This is a genomic window from Bacillus sp. SIMBA_031 (genome assembly GCF_046535225.1).
In the GTDB taxonomy this organism is placed as follows: domain Bacteria; phylum Bacillota; class Bacilli; order Bacillales; family Bacillaceae; genus Bacillus; species Bacillus velezensis.
Window position 1 is genome coordinate 255,930 of record NZ_JAWRXC010000002.1, and the last position, 19,481, is coordinate 275,410.

Annotated in this window: 19 protein-coding genes, 1 other RNA gene and 1 other annotated feature; of the genes, 4 read left to right on the plus strand and 16 right to left on the minus strand. The window is 48.2% G+C overall.

Annotated features, from left to right (window positions below; genetic code table 11):
* Nucleotides 1-43: 43 nt before the first annotated feature.
* A complete protein-coding gene (locus tag SB724_RS08145; protein ID WP_265971195.1) occupies nt 44-694 on the plus strand; it encodes an amino acid ABC transporter permease in 651 nt (216 codons plus the stop codon).
* Nucleotides 695-712: 18 nt separating this feature from the next.
* Nucleotides 713-1,369 (plus strand): amino acid ABC transporter permease, encoded by a 657-nt coding sequence (locus tag SB724_RS08150; protein ID WP_032873869.1) that lies wholly within the window; start codon nt 713-715, stop codon nt 1,367-1,369.
* A gap of 35 nt (nt 1,370-1,404) precedes the next feature.
* On the opposite strand, the gene SB724_RS08155 is transcribed toward SB724_RS08150, so the two are convergent.
* The 8 genes from SB724_RS08155 to cymR form a co-directional block, all read right to left on the minus strand.
* Nucleotides 1,405-1,536 carry a YrzQ family protein gene (locus SB724_RS08155; RefSeq protein WP_003152741.1) on the minus strand — a complete coding sequence of 44 codons (132 nt, stop codon included), beginning with the start codon at nt 1,534-1,536 and terminating at the stop codon, nt 1,405-1,407.
* Nucleotides 1,537-1,557: 21 nt separating this feature from the next.
* Nucleotides 1,558-1,749: a hypothetical protein gene (locus SB724_RS08160; protein ID WP_003152738.1), complete on the minus strand. Its 192-nt coding sequence runs from the start codon at nt 1,747-1,749 to the stop codon at nt 1,558-1,560.
* Between the two features lie 12 nt (nt 1,750-1,761).
* Nucleotides 1,762-2,220, minus strand: a complete 459-nt coding sequence (locus SB724_RS08165; RefSeq protein ID WP_025649674.1) for a PRC-barrel domain-containing protein — start codon at nt 2,218-2,220, stop codon at nt 1,762-1,764.
* 118 nt (nt 2,221-2,338) lie between these two features.
* A complete protein-coding gene (gene recD2 / locus SB724_RS08170) occupies nt 2,339-4,717 on the minus strand; it encodes an SF1B family DNA helicase RecD2 (protein ID WP_017418224.1) in 2,379 nt (792 codons plus the stop codon).
* Nucleotides 4,718-4,735: 18 nt separating this feature from the next.
* Nucleotides 4,736-5,356: a tetratricopeptide repeat protein gene (locus SB724_RS08175; RefSeq protein ID WP_265972401.1), complete on the minus strand. Its 621-nt coding sequence runs from the start codon at nt 5,354-5,356 to the stop codon at nt 4,736-4,738.
* Nucleotides 5,357-5,443: 87 nt separating this feature from the next.
* Nucleotides 5,444-6,559 (minus strand): tRNA 2-thiouridine(34) synthase MnmA, encoded by a 1,116-nt coding sequence (gene mnmA / locus SB724_RS08180; protein WP_012118077.1) that lies wholly within the window; start codon nt 6,557-6,559, stop codon nt 5,444-5,446.
* A 36-nt stretch (nt 6,560-6,595) separates the two neighbouring features.
* On the minus strand, nt 6,596-7,735 hold the full coding sequence (locus SB724_RS08185) for a cysteine desulfurase family protein (protein ID WP_265971193.1): 1,140 nt from the start codon (nt 7,733-7,735) through the stop codon (nt 6,596-6,598).
* Between the two features lie 18 nt (nt 7,736-7,753).
* On the minus strand, nt 7,754-8,170 hold the full coding sequence (gene cymR / locus SB724_RS08190) for a cysteine metabolism transcriptional regulator CymR (RefSeq protein WP_003152730.1): 417 nt from the start codon (nt 8,168-8,170) through the stop codon (nt 7,754-7,756).
* A gap of 194 nt (nt 8,171-8,364) precedes the next feature.
* On the opposite strand from cymR, the gene SB724_RS08195 reads away from it, so the two are divergent.
* Nucleotides 8,365-9,633: a replication-associated recombination protein A gene (locus SB724_RS08195; protein WP_029326053.1), complete on the plus strand. Its 1,269-nt coding sequence runs from the start codon at nt 8,365-8,367 to the stop codon at nt 9,631-9,633.
* A gap of 115 nt (nt 9,634-9,748) precedes the next feature.
* On the opposite strand, the gene SB724_RS08200 is transcribed toward SB724_RS08195, so the two are convergent.
* From SB724_RS08200 to SB724_RS08220, 5 genes are all read right to left on the minus strand, one after another.
* The gene (locus tag SB724_RS08200; RefSeq protein ID WP_044801633.1) at nt 9,749-10,513 is read right to left on the minus strand and encodes a tRNA threonylcarbamoyladenosine dehydratase; all 765 of its coding nucleotides are present in this window, start codon (nt 10,511-10,513) and stop codon (nt 9,749-9,751) included.
* Between the two features lie 71 nt (nt 10,514-10,584).
* A non-coding RNA gene (gene ssrS, locus SB724_RS08205) (6S RNA) lies at nt 10,585-10,776 on the minus strand.
* A 62-nt stretch (nt 10,777-10,838) separates the two neighbouring features.
* Nucleotides 10,839-12,617: an aspartate--tRNA ligase gene (gene aspS / locus SB724_RS08210; RefSeq protein ID WP_007408199.1), complete on the minus strand. Its 1,779-nt coding sequence runs from the start codon at nt 12,615-12,617 to the stop codon at nt 10,839-10,841.
* A 14-nt stretch (nt 12,618-12,631) separates the two neighbouring features.
* A complete protein-coding gene (hisS, locus tag SB724_RS08215; protein ID WP_224182143.1) occupies nt 12,632-13,906 on the minus strand; it encodes a histidine--tRNA ligase in 1,275 nt (424 codons plus the stop codon).
* 63 nt (nt 13,907-13,969) lie between these two features.
* Nucleotides 13,970-14,200, minus strand: a binding site (T-box leader).
* A 60-nt stretch (nt 14,201-14,260) separates the two neighbouring features.
* Nucleotides 14,261-14,431 (minus strand): YrzK family protein, encoded by a 171-nt coding sequence (locus SB724_RS08220; protein WP_003152722.1) that lies wholly within the window; start codon nt 14,429-14,431, stop codon nt 14,261-14,263.
* 130 nt (nt 14,432-14,561) lie between these two features.
* Between SB724_RS08220 and SB724_RS08225 the strand changes: the two genes are divergently transcribed.
* On the plus strand, nt 14,562-16,124 hold the full coding sequence (locus tag SB724_RS08225; protein WP_410570745.1) for an N-acetylmuramoyl-L-alanine amidase family protein: 1,563 nt from the start codon (nt 14,562-14,564) through the stop codon (nt 16,122-16,124).
* A 25-nt stretch (nt 16,125-16,149) separates the two neighbouring features.
* Here the strand turns inward: SB724_RS08225 and dtd are convergent, their stop codons facing one another.
* The 3 genes from dtd to SB724_RS08240 form a co-directional block, all read right to left on the minus strand.
* The gene (gene dtd / locus SB724_RS08230) at nt 16,150-16,593 is read right to left on the minus strand and encodes a D-aminoacyl-tRNA deacylase (protein WP_007408194.1); all 444 of its coding nucleotides are present in this window, start codon (nt 16,591-16,593) and stop codon (nt 16,150-16,152) included.
* Nucleotides 16,594-16,605: 12 nt separating this feature from the next.
* Nucleotides 16,606-18,810, minus strand: a complete 2,205-nt coding sequence (gene relA, locus SB724_RS08235) for a GTP diphosphokinase (RefSeq protein WP_003152716.1) — start codon at nt 18,808-18,810, stop codon at nt 16,606-16,608.
* A 157-nt stretch (nt 18,811-18,967) separates the two neighbouring features.
* Nucleotides 18,968-19,480: an adenine phosphoribosyltransferase gene (locus SB724_RS08240; RefSeq protein ID WP_003152714.1), complete on the minus strand. Its 513-nt coding sequence runs from the start codon at nt 19,478-19,480 to the stop codon at nt 18,968-18,970.
* Nucleotide 19,481: the final 1 nt, after the last annotated feature.

Sequence of the window (19,481 nt, forward strand, 5' to 3'; positions counted from 1 at the left end):
ATGAGCAGCCATGCTCATCCCCGTTTTATAAGGAGTGACATAGATGAACTTTTCAATTTTAACGGAAAACTTCGATATGTATATGGACGGTTTCCTGCACACATTGCTTGCGAGCTTCGTCGCGCTGGCAGGCAGTTTTGCGCTGGGCGTTCTGATCGCAGTCATGAGAATCACGGCTTTCAAACCCCTTCAATGGATCGGCACTGCGTATGTGGAATTTATCCGGAACATCCCGCTTCTCCTCATCACATTCGTTTTTTATTTCGGACTTCCGAACGCCGGGCTGAGACTGGACGGCTTTCAGGCGGGAACGATTGCGCTGACGATTTATACGTCCGCCTTTATCGCAGAAGCCATCAGAGCCGGAATTCAGACTGTCTCCAAAGGGCAGATGGAAGCGGCCAGATCGTCAGGCTTCACCTACAGTCAGGCGATGAGATATATCATTCTTCCTCAGGCCGTAAAAATCGTGATTCCCCCGCTCGGAAACCAATTTCTCAACCTTGTCAAAAACTCATCAATACTCGGAGTGGTGGCGGGACTCGATTTGATGTATCAGGCGGATCTCGTTTCCTCAAGCACTCTTGTCGTGTTTGATGTCTATATTTTCGTCGCGCTTTTTTATTTGATATTAACGATCCCGCTCAGCATCGGGGTTCACTATTTGGAAAGACGTCTCGGAAAGAGTTATTAGAAAAGGAGAGTGAAAAACATGGATTTTAGCGGCGCCTATACACCTGACCATCTGCTGTTTTTATGGGACGGCTTTTTGGTCACACTTTATGTTGCGCTGATCTCCATTGTCCTGAGTTTTATTTTCGGGCTTGCCGCCGGCACTTTGCGCTATGCGAAAATTCCTATCGTCTCGGGCAGTATAGCGGCCATTGTGGAAACCATCCGCAACCTGCCGCTGTTATTAATCATTTTCTTTACGTTTTTTGCCCTTCCGGAAATCGGGATCAAACTGGAAATTACCGCGGCCGCCATTACGGCGCTGACGATTTTTGAATCGGCCATGCTGTCAGAAATCATCAGAAGCGGTTTGCAATCCGTTGACAAAGGACAGATTGAAGCGGCGCGTTCTTCAGGACTGACATACACGCAGACTCTTTTTCTCGTCGTCATGCCGCAGGCGCTCAGGCGTATGGTTCCTCCGATTGTGAGCCAGTTTATCTCCTTATTAAAGGATACGTCACTTGCGGTCGTCATCGCTCTGCCCGAACTGATTCATAACGCGCAGATTTTAAACGGACAAAGCGCTGACGGAGGATATTTTTTCCCGATCTTTCTGCTAGCGGCCCTGATGTATTTCGCGGTCAATTACAGCCTGTCTCTCGCAGCCAGACGGCTGGAAGCGAGACAAACGTAAAAAGGATACTTCCGGAGAAGTATCCTTTTTTCTGCTTAAAACATTTTCATGACTCGTCTTCTCATCCGTTTCATACCTTTTTTATTCAGCATATCGGACTGAGAAGCCATACGATACATAACGGCTCCAGCTCCTAAAGCCAACAGAGAGGTCATTGTTCTGCCCATCGCGCGTATCTCCTTTCAACTTTAAAAATTGATACTGCGTTCGTCTTCAGAAAACAAATCATCAAGACTGCTTAACGTGCCGTCTTCCTCTACTTGATGTGTCGCAATTTTGCCTTTGGCCACCGTCAGCTCAATGAAGCAGCCCCAACAATAGTATTGGTTTACGCCGATTTTGCCGATATCTTTACTTTTGCAGTTCGGACATACAAGCACAGACTACACCTCTTATCCGTTCAGGACGATGCCTTCTTTCCCCGCTTCAATAAGCGTATCGGCGGCGCGGCGCACTTGGCGTCTGCCAGCCAGATCTGAAAAGAAGCCGTCCGAGAGTTCATATGCTACGATTATGCCCCTGTCCAAACAAAAGTATACATCTTCCAGCAAACCGAACATTTCACCATCGGGCGATTTCACCGGCTGCATTTTAATCTGTTCAAAGGTGAAACAGCTCTTCGGCAAAGGCTGCAAATGAGCATGACCGGCAGCTACGGCTTCTTGTTCCATCTCTTTTATATCACTTGCCTCTAAAAAAAGATGGCGGTTGTGAAACAGGCGTTTCTGCTCCAGCACGAAACCGAGAAACCGGCCGTCCAGAGAGAAACATACATCCGATATCATCCCGAGACTGCGCCCGGTGTTTTCGTCATATACTGTTCGTCCTTCAGCTGCATGGCATGTTCTCAAAGTGTGATCAACCACCTTTTGTTGAACACGTATAGGTTTTGCCAAGAAGCCGGGCAGCATACTTTGAAATGACTTCCACAGGCGAAAACCCGGCGCATGTTTATGCTCCGGGTTTTATTTACGCTTTTTCTTCCATAAAGTCAAACGGCGTGATACCTTCCATTCCGATGTTCGCATCATATACACTGAACGGCAGCTCTTTTTGCAGGGCGGCCAGTTCCGCATCCATCTCTTCAGTCTGCTCTGTGAGCCTGTTTTTAAGCGACGTCTGTCTGACGGTGGCATCATTGTTTTTGACGCCCCATTCAAGCGCTTCTTCTTCTCCGCAAAGAATCAGAAATTTTTTCGCTCTTGTTATGGCGGTATAAAGCAGATTTCTCCTGAGCATTCGATAGTAGCCTTTGACGACAGGCAGGACGACAATCGGGAATTCGCTTCCCTGCGACTTATGAATGGAACAGCAGTAAGCGTGGGTAAACTGGCTGAAATCCTTTTTCGTAAAGGTGATTTCGTTGCCGTCAAACGAGACGACGACCATGTCTTCTTTTTCCGTATTTTCTTTGGCATAAAAAATGGACACGATTTCGCCGATATCGCCGTTAAACACATTGTTTTCCGGCTGGTTGACAAGCTGCAATATTTTATCGCCCGTCCTGTAGACGACATCACCGAATTTCAGCTCCCGCCTTTTTTCTTTCGGCGGATTCATGATGTCTTGAAGAAGCATATTCAGCTCGTTAATTCCCGCTTTTCCCCTGTACATCGGGGCAAGCACTTGAATATCCCTGGAGGTATACCCCTTTTTTAACGCGTTCGAGACGACCTGATCCACGACTTCTTTAATCTGTGAAGAATTACAGCGGATAAATGAGCGGTCCTTAGTCGGCGCGGTCAGCCCCTTTGGAAGTAGTCCTTTTTTCATATCATGCGCAAGTTCCACAATGGATGATCCTTCAGCCTGACGGTAAATATCTGTCAGGCGCACGGTCGGCAGCACCTCAGAAGCCAAAAGGTCTCTCAGCACCTGCCCCGGTCCTACTGAAGGAAGCTGGTCTTCATCACCGACGACAATGAGCTGAATGTGCTTAGGAAGCGCCTTAAACAAATGGCTGGCGAGCCAGATATCGAGCATACTCGCTTCGTCTATAATGATCAGTTTCCCTTCAATCGGCTGATCTTCATTGTAGGTAAAGCCTTCAGCGCCATTCCAGCCGAGCAGCCTGTGAATCGTAACAGCCGGCAGACCCGTAGATTCGCTCATCCGTTTTGCGGCTCTTCCCGTCGGCGCGGCAAGCAGCACCGGGAACGTCTCGTCTTTTTTATAATCACCGGGGTCAAGCGATACTCCGTGCAGTTCACTGTATAATTCCACGATTCCTTTAATAACGGTCGTTTTCCCCGTCCCAGGTCCTCCGGTCAGTAAAAGCATGGGTGAAGACAGCGCTTTTTGAATGGCATCCTTTTGGCTTGGTGCGTATTGAACATTCATCCGTTCTTCCAGTTCACCGAGCGCAAGCAGAAATTCCGATTCAGGAAATTGATCGGCATACTCCGTCTGAGCCGCAATGTCGAGCACGCGTTTTGCGACATTTTGTTCCGCGTAAAACAAGGACGGAAAATAGCAGCGTTCTCCTTCAATGACGATATCCTTACTCTCCCCGAGGGCGATGATGCCGTCAGCCGCATCCATTTCCGTGACGCGGCCGCCTTCAGCTGACTGATTCAGAAGCGTTTGCGTATTGATAATCAGCTGCTTTGTCTCTATGTACGTATGGCCTTCTGAAAGACAGGTCGATTCAATCGTATATAAGATTGCCGCTTTGATCCGCTCCGGGTGGTTTCCTGACAGACCCATTTTTCCGCCCAGCTCGTCAGCTTTCACAAAGCCGATGCCTTCAACGTCTTTTACAAGCTGATAAGGATTTTCCTGAATTTTCTCCAGGGTTTCCGTTTCGTAGGCCTGATATATTTTCATTGATAGCTGGGGCCCGAAACCGTATTGGTTCAGAGAGATCATAATCTGCTCAAGCCCCTGATGCCGCTGCAGCTCTCCGGCAAGCTTATCCGCTTTCTTTTTCGACATTTTCGGCACATCGTAAAGCACCGACGCATCCGTCAAAATTTTATTGAGCGCGCCGTCTCCGAGCTTTTTGACGATTTCTTCCGCCGTTTTTTTTCCGATTCCTTCAAACAGATCACTTGATAAGTAGTGAATGATCCCTTCTTTTGTGGTCGGAATTTCTTTTTTAAAGTGTTCAGCCTGAAATTGCAGGCCGAACTTAGGATGCGTGGCGGTTTTTCCGTAAAATGTGTAGGTCTCATCTTCTTGCAGCAGAGGGAAGTAGCCCGTTACGGATACGACCTTGTCTTCGATCGCCTCAGACGTTTCTGCAACTTTGACTTTCAGCACTGTATACAGGTTGGTGTCATTATGATAAATGACCGTATGAATGACGCCTTTTACATACGGCTGTTCTTCGATGTTCAGCTGATCCACGAGCCTTCCCTCCTTTTGTTATGACTGGGTGATAAGCTGTTTCGCATGAAGCGCAAGCATATGATCAGGCTGTATGCCGATTGCGCCTTCCAGCATCTCAAGCGCCTTTTCACGATTTTCTTTGTACGCGTAAGCGACTCCGGCATTATAAAATGCGTCCGCGTGGCTTGGGTCCTGCTCGATCACCGTCTCAAACTGCGCCAGAGCTTCATCCAGCATTTCTTCATTTGCGAGGCACATTCCGAACTGGAAGCGTGCTTCCGTGTCATTTTCGTTTAATTCAACGGCACGCTGCAAATACGGCAGTGCAAGCTTCGGCCGCTCTAATTTAACGAGAACGGTCCCCAGCATATAAAACAAATCTCCGTTTTCCATTCCGGAGCGAAGCGCTTTTTCAAACATATCCTTCGCTTCGGGAAACGATTCTTTCATCACATATACGTTTCCCGCACCGTAATAAGCGGCTGCCGCCGAATTGTCCAATTCGAGCGCTCTGTTATAGAATGCAAGCGCCCGTTCGAGTTCGTTCACAGAAGAAAGCAGATTTGCGAAGTTGATATACGGCACCGGATCTTGCCCGTTTTCCTCAATCGCTTTCGTAAAGGCCTCTGCCGCTTTTTCAAAATCGCCCTCCTGCATGGCGTCAATCCCGATTTTATTATAATCCATTTTTAACTTCCTTTCGCTAAAAAACCCCAACATGCGAGTTGAGGTTTTTTACATGTGTTATACGTACCACAGTTTTGTTCCGTCTTTATAAACGTCGTCTATCGTTCCGCCGCCGAGGCACTCTTCTCCGTCATAAAAAACGACGGCTTGTCCCGGCGTAACGGCGCGTACCTGCCCGTCAAAAATGACTTCCGCTTCATCATCACCCGTCATTTTCACCGTTACTTTGTGATCTTCCTGACGGTAGCGGAATTTCGCCGTGCATGTCATTTCGCCGCCGTCCATCAGACCGGGACGCGTCCAGCTGACATTTGTCGCCGTGATCTTATCGGAATACAGAAGCGGATTATGGAATCCTTGATCAACATACAGAATGTTTTTTTCAAGATCTTTACCGACGGCGAACCACGGCTCGCCGCTTCCGCCGATTCCAAGACCGTGGCGCTGTCCGATTGTATAATACATCAGACCGTCATGACGCCCTTTTACTTCTCCGTCCATTGTCATCATATCGCCCGGCTGAGCGGGGAGATATTGGCTGAGAAACGTTTTGAAGTTGCGTTCGCCGATAAAGCAGATTCCCGTGCTGTCTTTTTTCGCAGCTGTCGCAAGTTCCGCTTCTTTGGCGATTTCCCGTACGCGGCTTTTTTGCAGATCACCGATCGGGAACATGACTTTGCTGAGCTGTTCCTGATTGAGCTGATTCAGAAAATAAGTCTGGTCCTTGTTTTCATCCAGGCCGCGGAGCATGCGCACTGTACCTGCGCTTCTGTCCACGCGGGCGTAATGGCCCGTCGCAAGATAATCCGCGCCGAGTGACAGAGCATGATCCAAGAAAGCCTTAAACTTAATTTCTTTATTGCACATGACATCCGGATTGGGGGTTCTTCCGGCTTTATATTCATCAAGGAAATATTGAAATACCTTTTCCCAATATTGCTTTTCAAAATTGACGGCATAATACGGAATTCCGATCTGGTTGCAGACCCGGATGACGTCTTCATAATCTTCCGTCGCCGTGCAAAAACCGTTTTCGTCCGTATCATCCCAGTTTTTCATAAAGATTCCGATTACATCGTAGCCCTGCTCCTTCAGCAGAAGGGCCGCCACGGAAGAGTCCACGCCGCCGGACATGCCGACTACGACTCTTGTATCCTCCGGCCGTTTTTCCATTTGCATTCACTCCATTAAAAACGTAAGTCCGCCGTTTTAAGCAAGCCGTTTAACGACGGCGGCAAGCTTTTCGGCGGCTGTTTCGATTTGTTCCACCGTATTGCCGAGGCCGAAGCTGAGGCGGATTGACGAAGTCAGCCTGCCGCTCTCACTTCCGAACATGGCCGTAAGCACATGGGACGGAAGAACGGATCCCGCTGTACAAGCAGATCCGCTGGAGACGGCAATGCCTTCCATGTCAAGATTGACCAGCAGCGCTTCCACCGGCACACCGGGAAAGTAAAGGTTTAAAATATGAGGCAGGCATTTCTCGGCATCTCCGTTCACCTCCGCTGTTACGCAGGATTTTTCCAGCGTGCTCATGATGATGTTCTTAAACTCCTTATACTTCGCTGTTTTCTCTTCCCTCTCACGGTTTGAAAGGACGACCGCTTCTTTTAAGCCGGCGATGCCCGGTACATTTTCCGTCCCCGCGCGGCGCTTTCGTTCCTGCTCTCCCCCGAGAAGAATCGGTGACAGCTTCACCTCTTGATTTACATATAAAAAGCCTGTCCCTTTAGGCCCGTTAAGCTTGTGACCGGAAACAGACAGCATGTCAATTCTGCTTTTTTTCACGTCAATCGGCATATAACCGAATGCCTGGACGGCATCTGTGTGAAAATAGGCCTGATGCCCGCTTAACAGCTCTCCGATTTCGTCAATCGGCTGAATGGTTCCGACTTCGTTATTGCCATACATGACGGTAACAAGGATTGTATCATCACGGAGCGCTTCTTTCACCTGATTTGCACTGATCCGTCCTGAAGGGCCGGGGATAAGGTATGTCACCTCAAAGCCGTCTTCTTCCAGCTTTTCGCAGGCGTGCAACACAGCATGATGCTCAACAGCGGTCGTAATGATATGCTTTCCTTCATTCTTCCGGGCGGCAGCCGTTCCGAAAATCGCTAAATTATCAGCCTCCGTGCCGCCGCTTGTGAAAATAATTTCCTGTTCTTTCGCACTGATTTCGCGCGCGATGTCCGCTCTCGCTTCATCGACCCATTTCCGGGATTCTCTCCCGAATGAATGAATGCTTGACGGGTTGCCGAAACTGCCGAAGAAATGGGGCTTCATCTCTTCGAGCACACGCTCATCCATCGGGGAAGTCGCGGCATGATCTAAATAAATCCGTTCCATTGTCTGTACACCTCTGGTTTAAATATAGAACATATAAGCTTCCTGCTCGCCGTCCGTGTAGCTCGCAAGGTCTTCTAACGTCGTGCTGTCCAGCACGTCTTTTACAGCGTCGCGGATGCGGATCCATAACTCCCGCTTGGCAGGCTCTTCATCCTCAAGCACTTCTACCGGGCTGATCGGCCCTTCCAGCACTCTGATAATATCTCCGGCCGTTATCTCTTCAGGCTGGCCCCCGAGCACGTAACCCCCGTAAGCGCCTCTGATGCTTTTTACGAGTCCGGCGTTTCTGAGCGGTGATACAAGCTGTTCCAAGTAATGCTCAGAAAGGCTGTTTGTTTGGGCGATGCTTTTGAGCGACGTCGGACCGTCTCCGTGCTTTTTCGCCAATTCAATCATAATGGTGAGCCCGTATCTTCCCTTTGTCGATATTTTCAATATGAACACCCCAGTCAATTCTAATTGTTAATTTATACAAGTAAATGGATATGAATAATCTGTTTAGTATCTTATAGACCAACTGTTATTATAACATAACTTATCCTAATTTTCATTGAAACACGGGGCCCGCCGCAATTCGCTTTTCTAATCGTCCGTTTTCCGTTACCCTGTATATGTAAGGAGAGATGTACATGAAACCACTGGCGTATCGGATGCGGCCTGCCAATATCGAAGACATTATCGGCCAGGAACATTTGGTCAAAGAAGATAAAATCATCGGCAGAATGGTGCGTGCAAAGCACTTATCATCCATGATCCTGTACGGACCGCCGGGCATCGGAAAAACATCCATCGCCACAGCGATCGCAGGATCGACAAGCATCGCATTCAGGAAATTGAATGCCGTCATTCATAATAAAAAAGACATGGAGATTGTCGTACAGGAAGCGAAAATGTCAGGCCAGGTCATTTTAATCCTTGACGAAGTGCACAGGCTTGATAAGGGAAAGCAGGATTTTCTGCTGCCCTATTTAGAAAACGGCATGATTATTTTAATTGGCGCGACAACCGCCAACCCTTATCATGCCATTAACCCGGCCATCAGAAGCCGGACCCAGATATTTGAGCTTGAACCGTTAACACCCGATCTGATCAAGCAGGCATTGAAAAGAGCGCTCACAGATGAACACCGGGGACTCGGTTCTTACAGCGTTTCGGTGGACGACGACGCGATGGATCATTTCGCACAAGGGTGCGGGGGAGACGTCCGCTCCGCTTTGAACGCACTGGAGCTTGCCGTGCTCTCCACAAAGGAATCAAGCGACGGCACGGTCCGGATTACACGGGAAACAGCGGAAGAATGTCTGCAGAAAAAAAGCTATACTCATGATAAAAACGGCGATGCGCATTATGACGTCTTATCCGCCTTCCAAAAATCGATCCGAGGCTCGGACGCAAACGCCGCCCTTCATTATCTGGCCCGTCTGATCGAAGCCGGCGATCTTGAAAGCATATCAAGAAGGCTTCTCGTGATCGCCTATGAAGATATCGGCCTCGCAAGCCCGCAGGCAGGCCCCCGGGTGCTGAGCGCGATTCAGACCGCAGAACGGATCGGCTTTCCGGAAGCGAGAATTCCGCTGGCCAATGCGGTAATCGAATTATGCCTCTCGCCAAAATCAAACTCCGCCATCTCAGCCGTTGATGAGGCTCTCAAAGACATCAGGACGGGTAAAATCGGCGATGTGCCGAAACATTTAAAAGACGCCCACTATAAAGGGGCCCAAGAGCTCGGACGCGGGATCGGCTATCAATATCCTCACGATTTCGAAAACGGATGGGTCGAACAGCAATATTTGCCCGATCCGTTAAAAAACAAGCAATACTATAAACCGAAACAAACGGGGAAATTTGAAGCCGCCATAAAGCAAGTGTATGAAAAACTGATGAAGCAGAAAAAATAACCGGACAAGGACACCCTATGTGTTCTTGTCTTTTTTGATACCAGCCAAAATCTTTCGTGTAAACGGCGGATTCAAATAAAAAAACAGCCTTTCCTGAAGAAGGCTGTTTTTCTTTTTATTTATCTTTAACCCGTTTAATGTCGATGTCCTTTAAGAGCTCCATGACAACATGTCCGCCCATAATCAGACCGGCCACTGACGGAACCCAGGCGTTGGAAGACGGCGGCATTTGCGCTTTGCGGATTTTCGCTTCATCATTCCCGACTTCTTTTCTGACGTCTTCACGGATGACGATCGGGCTTTCATCAGAAAAAATGACCTGTACGCCTTTTTTAATGCCCTCTTTGCGAAGCCTTGTGCGGACGACTTTGGCAATCGGATCGGTATGGGTTTTTGAAATATCAGCAATCTGAAAGCGTGTCGGGTCTGTTTTATTCGCCGCTCCCATGCTTGAAATCAGCGGAACATTCCGTTTCAGACATTCTTTCATCAGATGAATTTTATAATGAATCGTATCCGACGCGTCAATGACGTAATCAAGCGGATACTCAAAGAACTGCTCATATGTCTCTTCTGTATAAAACATTTTTAAGGCAATGACATCGCAATCCGGATTAATATCCGCGATCCGCGCTTTCATCAAGTCTGTTTTCGGCTGTCCCACCGTCGACAAGAGCGCATGCAGCTGGCGGTTTACGTTTGTAATGTCAACATCATCTTTATCGACAAGCACGATCCGCCCCACTCCGGACCTCGCCAATGCTTCGGCTGCGAATGAACCGACTCCGCCGACGCCGAGAACGGCCACCGTGCTGTTTTTTAACGTGTCCAGCCCTTCTTTTCCAATCGCTAGCTCATTTCTGGAAAACTGATGTAACAAGAACCTCACTCCACATTCTGGTTTTATAAACTCGGCTTGTCAAAAAGCCGCTGGTTTTAGCGCACAAAAAATAAAGTCCCAATTGTGCCGTTGCAGCTTTCCTTCGTTTTGAACCCGCTCTCAGCAGGTGGGTGCCCTTTTTTAAATCTTGTAAGTCCTCTTAACGAATGAAAAGAGGCATGTACGCCATTTAAAAATGCGGGCTCCCAAATCAAAAAAATGTTCGGTCAAAACTAGGTGTACAACTAACACATCAGGACTTTATTTAACTTGTCAAAATCATATCACAGCAGATTTTGATTTTCAAGAAACAAACTGCTGATCTTTACTGTTTCACTTTTCTTTTGACAGAAAGGTGAAGTTCTTCAAGCTGGGCGTCGCTCACTTCGCCGGGCGCTTCCGTAAGAAGGCAGCTTGCGCTTGCCGTTTTCGGGAAAGCGATCGTATCTCTTAAGTTTGTGCGGCCTGCAAGAAGCATAACCAAACGGTCTAAGCCGAGCGCGATTCCGCCGTGCGGAGGGGCGCCGTATTCAAAGGCTTCAAGAAGGTATCCGAATTCCTCCTCCGCTTCTTCTTTTGTAAAGCCGAGAAGCCCGAACATTTTTTCCTGAACGTCTTTTTCAAAAATACGGATTGAGCCTCCGCCGAGTTCATAGCCGTTTAAGACAAGGTCGTAAGCCTGCGCTTTCATATCTTCAGGCGCCGTTTCAATCAGGTCAAGATCTTCACGGACAGGCATTGTAAACGGGTGGTGAGCCGCATAGAAACGGCCTTCTTCCTCGTCATGCTCCAGTAACGGCCAGTCCACAACCCACAGGAAGTTGAAAAGGCTTTCGTCAATCAGGCCGCGTTCTTTGCCGAGCTTTAAGCGAAGCGCGCCGAGGGATTGAGCCACAACCTCAAACTTATCAGCGCCGAACAGGAGCAGATCGCCTTCAGAAGCATCAAGCGCTTCAGCCAGTTTTGCCTGCTTCTCTTCATCAAAGAATTTCGCAATCGGGCCTTTTACGCCGTCAGCTTCAACTTTCACCCAAGCGAGACCTTTCGCGCCGTAATTTCCGGCAAATACGCCGAGCGCATCGATATCTTTTCTGGAATAGTCGCCGGCAGCGCCTTTGACATTGATCGCTTTTACAACGCCGCCGTTTGCCACGGCTGATGAGAACACCTTAAATTCAGTATCTTTCACTATGTCTGACACGTCCGTCAGCAGCATGCCGAAGCGGGTGTCAGGCTTGTCGGAACCGTAGCTGTTCATCGCTTCTTCATATGTCATTCGCGGAAGCGGAAGCGGTACTTCAACACCTTTTGTTTCAAGCATGACTTTCGCCATCATCTCTTCCGCCAGAGCCATGATGTCCTCTTGACTCATAAAGGACATTTCGATATCAATCTGCGTAAATTCCGGCTGGCGGTCGGCACGCAAGTCTTCATCGCGGAAGCAGCGGGCCACTTGATAATACCGTTCAAAGCCCGACACCATCAGAAGCTGTTTAAAAATCTGCGGCGATTGCGGAAGGGCGTAAAATTCTCCTTCATGCACCCGGCTCGGCACTAAGTAATCACGGGCGCCTTCGGGAGAGCTTTTTGTTAAAATCGGTGTTTCAATATCAAGAAATCCGTTTTCATCCAAGAAATGGCGGATGGATTTTGTGACTTGATGCCGCATTTGCAATGTTTGAAACATCGCCGGGCGGCGCAAATCCAAATAGCGGTGTTTTAACCGGACGTCTTCAGAAACGTCAGCCGCCTGGTCACTGATCGGAAACGGAGGCGTTTTCGCCGTACTGAGCACCGTCACCGCTTCAGCTTTGATTTCAATTTTACCGGTTTTCAGGTTGGGATTCACCGTGCCTTCTTCACGGGCAGAAACCGTGCCTTCGATATCAAGCACATATTCGTTTCTGATTGCTTCCGCTGCGGCAAGGGCTTCCTTCGATACGTCAGGGTTGAACACGACTTGTACAATACCCGAGCGGTCACGCAAATCAATGAAAATCAAGCCGCCGAGATCGCGCCGCTTCTGCACCCACCCTTTCAGTTTGACGGTTTCGCCAATCGCTTTTTCAGTTATCTCGCCACAATAATATGTTCTTCCAAACATAGCGTTCCTCTCCTTCACTGCTTTTGATCTGCCTTTAACACTTGTATCAGCTCGTCTAACACCACTTCACGCTGCTCTCCTGTTTCCGCATCTTTTACATTGATTTTATTTTGGGCAAGCTCATCTTCCCCTAAAATCGCAATAAAACGTGCGCCGAGACGGTCAGCCGTTTTGAATTGGCCCTTCATCTTTTTATTTTCATAATCGATTTCACTTGAGATGCCCGCTTCTCTCAGTTTGTACACGAGGGAAACGGAATAATCCTTCGCTTTTTCTCCGAGCGTCACGATGTAGCAGTCAATCCCCTGATTGACGGGAAGCTCTGTTTTCTCAGCGTCAATGGCTGCCAGCAGACGTTCGATGCTCATCGCAAATCCGATACCCGGCGCTTCAGGTCCGCCGATCTGTTCAACAAGCCCGTCATAGCGGCCCCCGCCGGCAAGGGTTGTAATCGCTCCGAATCCTTCGGCATTGCTCATAATTTCAAAAGCGGTATGGTTATAATAATCAAGCCCTCTGACAAGGTTCGGATCTATTTCGAACGGGATGCCGAGATCGTTTAAGTATTGTTTTACTTTCTCAAAATAAGCGGCTGATTCTTCATTTAAGTAATCAAGAATGGACGGAGCCGTTTTCATCAGTTCATGCTCTCTGTCTTTCTTGCAGTCAAGAATTCTGAGCGGGTTTGTGTGCAGGCGCGACTGGCAGTCTGAGCAAAATTCTCCGATGCGCGGTTCAAAATGTTTGACGAGCGCTTCCCGGTAGAATTTGCGGCTCTCCTGGTCACCAAGGCTGTTCAGCACAAGCTTGACATGTTTCAAACCGGCTTTACGGTAAATACTCATCGCAAGCGCAATGACTTCTGCATCCACGGCCGGATCTTTGGAGCCGATCGCTTCAATTCCGAATTGATAGAATTGGCGGAAACGCCCCGTCTGCGGACGTTCGTAACGGAACATCGGTCCGACATAATAAAGCTTCGTCGGCTGCACCGGGTTCGCAAATAATTTATTTTCATTGAACGCGCGGACTGCGGCAGCCGTTCCTTCCGGCCGAAGCGTCAGGCTTCTCCCTTTACGGTCTTCAAACGTGTACATTTCTTTCTGCACGATATCTGTAGACTCACCGACGCCTCTTGCGAACAATTCCGTATGTTCGAAGATCGGCGTGCGGATTTCTTTATATTGATAAGTGCGGCACGTCTCCCTCATAATTTGTTCGACGAACTGCCATCTGTCTGATTCACCCGGCAGTATGTCCTGTGTGCCTCTTGGAATGTGATATGCCATGTTACAGGCCTCCTTAATGTCTTTCTTCAAATAAAAAAACTCCCGTTCCTACTATACATGTATAGTAGGGACGAGAGTTATACCCGTGGTGCCACCCTAGTTGGAATGCCGAAGCATCCCCGCTCTGACCTTTAACGCAGGTTCACGTCCGCTGCCTAATGACTTGAAAGCGTTCAGCAGGGAACCTCCGGAGTGTTGTTTCGAGAAAGATGCAGTGCGGATCCGCTTTCAGCCCGGGACGGTTCCTCTCTTCTCCATGCATTCTGACCTACTCTTCTCCATTATCGGTTCAAAATCGTTATCATGACTTATGTACATCAATTTCTATTATAATAATGGGATTGCACTCCCCTGTCAAGTTTTATTCCGTCTGTTTTTCCTTGCGACCGCTTCTTTCGATAAGAGACCGAACTCCGTCGCCGTCTCTTCAAGAAAACCCGCCTTTTCTCTGTCGCTCTGATCACTGAAGTGCAGATTTCCTTCCGCATCGTGCAGCGCGCGTCCCATTTTTGGTTGATATTTCATGATTTGCACACCTTTTCGCTGTATTTATGACTAGTATAAACAAACCATTTTATTTTTATTTAACATTCAGCAAGGAAAATACGATATTATACAAGAATGTATTTTAGTTAGTTCAGAAAGGAGGACAGCCATGAAGAAGAGAACTCTTGCTCTTATTTTATGCGGCGTCATCATCACAGCGCTTCTTCCGTCATTCCACACCGCAATCGCCGCAGAGGGAGAAGCGGTCATCGCGACAGACAAGATCAATGTCAGAGGCGGTCCCGGCCTGAGCTATGGAATTAAGGCTGAAGTAAAAAAAGGGGAAAGATACCCGATCGCTAAAGAAGAGGGAGACTGGGTGCAGCTTCAGCTGAGCCCCGGTAAAACCGGATGGGTCGTTTCCTGGCTGATATCAAAAACAGCCGGGGGAGCAGACAATTCATCCGCAACAAGCGGAACGGTCACTTCGACCGATCCTGACCTCCGCATCAGAAAAGGCCCGGGGACATCTTATGAAGTCATCGGCAAACTTCCGCAAGGCGCACATGCATCCGTGCTGGACAAGAACAGCGGATGGGTGAACATTTCTTATCAAGGCACAACCGGATGGGTTTCTTCCGAATACGTCACCGCGGACAGCGGCGGATCGGATACGAAAGCAACTTCGGCCCGAAGCGGGTCAAAAAACGGGACGGTCGGCGTTTCTTCATTGAATGTCAGAAGTGCAGCGTCACATGATTCAGCGATTATGACTAAATTATCACGCGGAACAAAGGTTTCCATTTTAAGTGAAGACCACGGCTGGCTGAAAATTGAAGCAAACGGGCAAAAAGGCTGGGCAGCAAGCCACTACATCATAAAGGATTCTGACTCATCGGACAGCGCATCCGGCTCGGGAGACGGTTCTGCGGGCTCAGGCTCCTCGAAAAAAGTGTATATTGTTTACGGCGGCACCAACTTAAGGAGCTCGGCCTCGACTTCCGCTTCTATCGTAAAAAGAGCAGATAAAGGCGCAGCCTACCCGATTGTCGGCTCAAGCGGCAAATGGTATGAAGTCCGGCTTGAGAACGGACAAACCGCATATGTGGCAAACTGGGTCGTACAAACGTCAAAAAGCGGTGAGGAAACAGGCGAAGCACCTTCTCCCAACACGTCAGGCGGCAGCGGCTCACTTAAAAACAAAACGATTGTCGTTGATCCCGGACACGGAGGAAAAGACAGCGGAACGATCGGCTACTCCGGAAAGTTTGAAAAAAACGTAACCATTAAAACCGCTAAGCTGCTGGCCCAAAAATTGCGGGCATCCGGTGCAAACGTGTATATCACCAGACAGGATGATACTTTTATCAGCCTGCAGGCCAGGGTCTCAACGTCCCATTACCGGAATGCGGATGCCTTTATCAGCATTCACTATGACAGCTATGCCGATACGTCAACGAGAGGAAGCACGGCTTATTATTACAGTCCGTCTAAGGACCGTCAGCTTGCCTCAGACGTCCATTCTGAAGTAGTGAAGCGTTCCCCTATCCCGGATCGCGGCGTTCTGTTTGGAGATTATTACGTCCTGAGGGAAAATAAACGGCCTGCCATGCTGTATGAGCTCGGCTATCTCAGTCAACCGCAAGAAGAAACAATCATACATAGCGGCTCTTACCAGGAAAAAGTGACAGACGGAATTGAAAGCGGATTGGAACATTATTTTCAATCATAAAAAAAGCTGCCGAACGGCAGCTTTTTTATTGTTTAGAATCCATAATCAATGTAATCGGCCCGGAATTCGTCAGCTGAACATCCATCATGGCTCCGAATATTCCGGTTTCCACTTTGACTCCTTTTTCCCGAAGGAGTTCGTTCCACTTTTCATAAAGGAGCACTGCCTGATCCGGTTTAGCCGCATTCATAAAATTCGGGCGTCTCCCTTTCTTCGTTTCGCCGTAAAGCGTAAACTGGGAAACGGATAAAATCTCCCCGCCCGTATCCAAAAGCGATAAATTCATCTTGCCGCTTTCATCATCAAAAATCCGAAGATTCACGATTTTATCCGCCAAGTAAGCGGCATCTTCTTCTGTATCTTCATGAGTGATGCCGACAAGCGCCATAATGCCGGGTCCGATCCGGCCGGCGACAGCGCCGTCAACCGTCACACTTGCTTCTGTTACACGCTGAACAACTAATTTCATAGCAAGCTCCTTTTAGTTCATTACCCGCCGGACTGAATAGATGTCTCTGATCTGCTTAATCCGCTCGACCACTTTGTGCAGATGATTGATGTTTTGAATAAAAATCGCCATATGAATCGTAGCGACTTTATTGCGGTCGGATTTGCCGGAGACAGAGGAGATGTTGGTTTTCGTCTCATTTACGGCTTGGAGCACCTCATTTAAAAGCCCGAGACGGTCATACCCCAAAATCTCAATCTCAACGTTATATTCTTTGCGTCTTTGAACCTGTGATTCATGCTCCCATTCAACGGGGATCAAACGTTCCTGCGCTTCATTCGTTTTGACGTTCGGACAGTCATCCCGGTGAACGGATACACCGCGCCCTTTTGTAATAAAACCGACGATATGGTCGCCCGGCACCGGGTTGCAGCATTTCGACAAGCGGACGAGAAGGTTGTCAATGCCTTTTACGCGCACACCCGCTTCCCGTTTTCTCCCTTGCGGATAATGTTTCGGCTCGGAAGTGACTTCCTGAACGATTTTTTCCTGCTCTTCCTGGTCACGCAGCTTCCGTTCTTTTTCGGTGAGCCTGTTGGCCACCTGAAGAGCGGTAATGCCGTTATACCCGACCGCCGCGTACATATCCTCTTCATTTGAGAAATTGAACTTGTCGGCAACTTTTTGAAGATTTTCGAGTGTTAAAACATCTTTCACTTCAAAATCAAGATTTTTAATTTCTTTCTCGACAAGCTCACGGCCTTTTTCGACGTTTTCTTCACGGCGCTGTTTCTTAAAGAATTGGCGGATTTTGTGTTTCGCCTGGGACGTCTGCGCCAGTTTGACCCAGTCTTGACTCGGACCGTATGAATGCTTGGACGTCAGAATCTCGACGATGTCGCCCGTCCGGAGCTTATGGTCAAGCGTCACCATTTTTCCGTTCACTTTCGCCCCGATTGTTTTGTTGCCGATCTCCGAGTGGATTCTGTAGGAAAAATCAATCGGCACAGAGCCTGACGGCAGTTCAATGACATCGCCTTTTGGCGTAAATACGTATACCATGTCAGAAAACAGATCGATTTTCAGCGATTCCATAAATTCTTCCGCATCGGTAGACTCGTTTTGGAATTCAAGAATTTCACGGAACCAGGACAGTTTTTTCTCAAATGTCGCTTCTTCGTTTGCAGCCTTGCCTTCTTTATATGCCCAGTGTGCGGCCACCCCGTATTCAGCGATCTCATGCATCTCAAACGTTCTGATCTGCACTTCCAGCGGATCGCCTTTAGGCCCGATTACGGTCGTATGCAGCGACTGATACATATTCGGCTTAGGCATCGCAATATAATCTTTGAATCTGCCCGGCATCGGCTTCCAGCACGTATGAATAATGCCGAGTACGGCGTAGCAGTCTTTAATGCTTCCGACAAGAATACGGACAGCGAGCAGATCATATATTTCATTGAACTGTTTATTTTGCAGCGCCATCTTGCGGTAAATGCTGTAGATGTGCTTCGGACGTCCTGAAAAGTCCGCTTTGATATTCACTTCTTCGACGCGTTTTTTCACTTCATTGACAACCTCTTCGACATAAAGTTCGCGTTCCGCGCGCTTTTTCTTCATGAGGTTGACGATTCTGTAATATTGCTGAGGATTCAAATAACGGAGAGCGGTGTCTTCAAGCTCCCATTTGATTTTAGAAATCCCGAGCCGATGGGCCAGCGGAGCGAAAATTTCCAGCGTCTCATTTGAAATTCTCCGCTGCTTTTCCTGCGGAAGATGCTTTAACGTCCGCATATTGTGAAGGCGATCCGCCAGCTTGATCAATATGACTCTGATATCCTGAGCCATAGCGACAAACATTTTTCGATGGTTTTCCGCCTGCTGCTCTTCTTGAGATTTATACTTAATTTTACCGAGCTTCGTCACGCCGTCGACAAGCATCGCCACTTCTTCAGAAAATGCTTCCTTCAGGTCGTCGAGGGTGACATCCGTGTCCTCTACCACATCATGCAGAAATCCGCCCGCAATTGTGGAAGGGTCCATTTCCAGATCGACGAGGATCCCCGCCACCTGAATCGGATGAATGATGTACGGCTCACCTGATTTGCGGTACTGTTCGCGATGCGCGTTTTGCGCATACAGGTAAGCTTTCTCAACAAACGCAATCTGCTCCTCCGGCAGATAAGTGCGCGCTTTATCTATTACTTGCTCGGCAGTCAATACTTGTTCGTTCGCCATGGAATCACCTTTTTTAAATGTAAACTGTATTAGTTTATTATCAAGAAAAAAACGAGAGATGTAAAGGGCAGAAGTTCAAAACACCTAAAGAATCTGTCAGGATGATGAAATAATAGGAAAAAAGCACCCTGACACGAGTGCTTTTTTCCATATGCGGTTAATATTTCATTAATGTTAAAATATCGTAATCGTCAAGCTTGTCTCTGCCATCAAGGTAAGAAAGCTCGATTAAGAACGCAATACCGGCTACGACGCCGCCCAGTTCTTCGACTAGCTTAATCGTTGCTTCGATCGTGCCGCCTGTTGCAAGCAAGTCATCAGTAATCAGCACGCGCTGTCCCGGCAGAATCGCATCTTTATGAATTGTCAGTACGTCTTTTCCGTACTCCAAACCGTAATCGACTTTAATGACCTCACGCGGAAGTTTTCCTTCTTTCCGAACCGGCGCAAAGCCGACTCCGAGAGCGTATGCAACCGGACAGCCGATAATAAAGCCGCGCGCTTCAGGCCCGACAACTAAATCAATTTCTTTTTCTTTTGCATATTCAACAATTTGGTCAGTGGCGTAACGGTATACGTCGCCTTTGTCCATCAATGTCGTAATATCTTTAAATTGTACGCCTTCTTTCGGGTAATCGGGCACAATTGTTACGTATTTTTTAAGATCCATC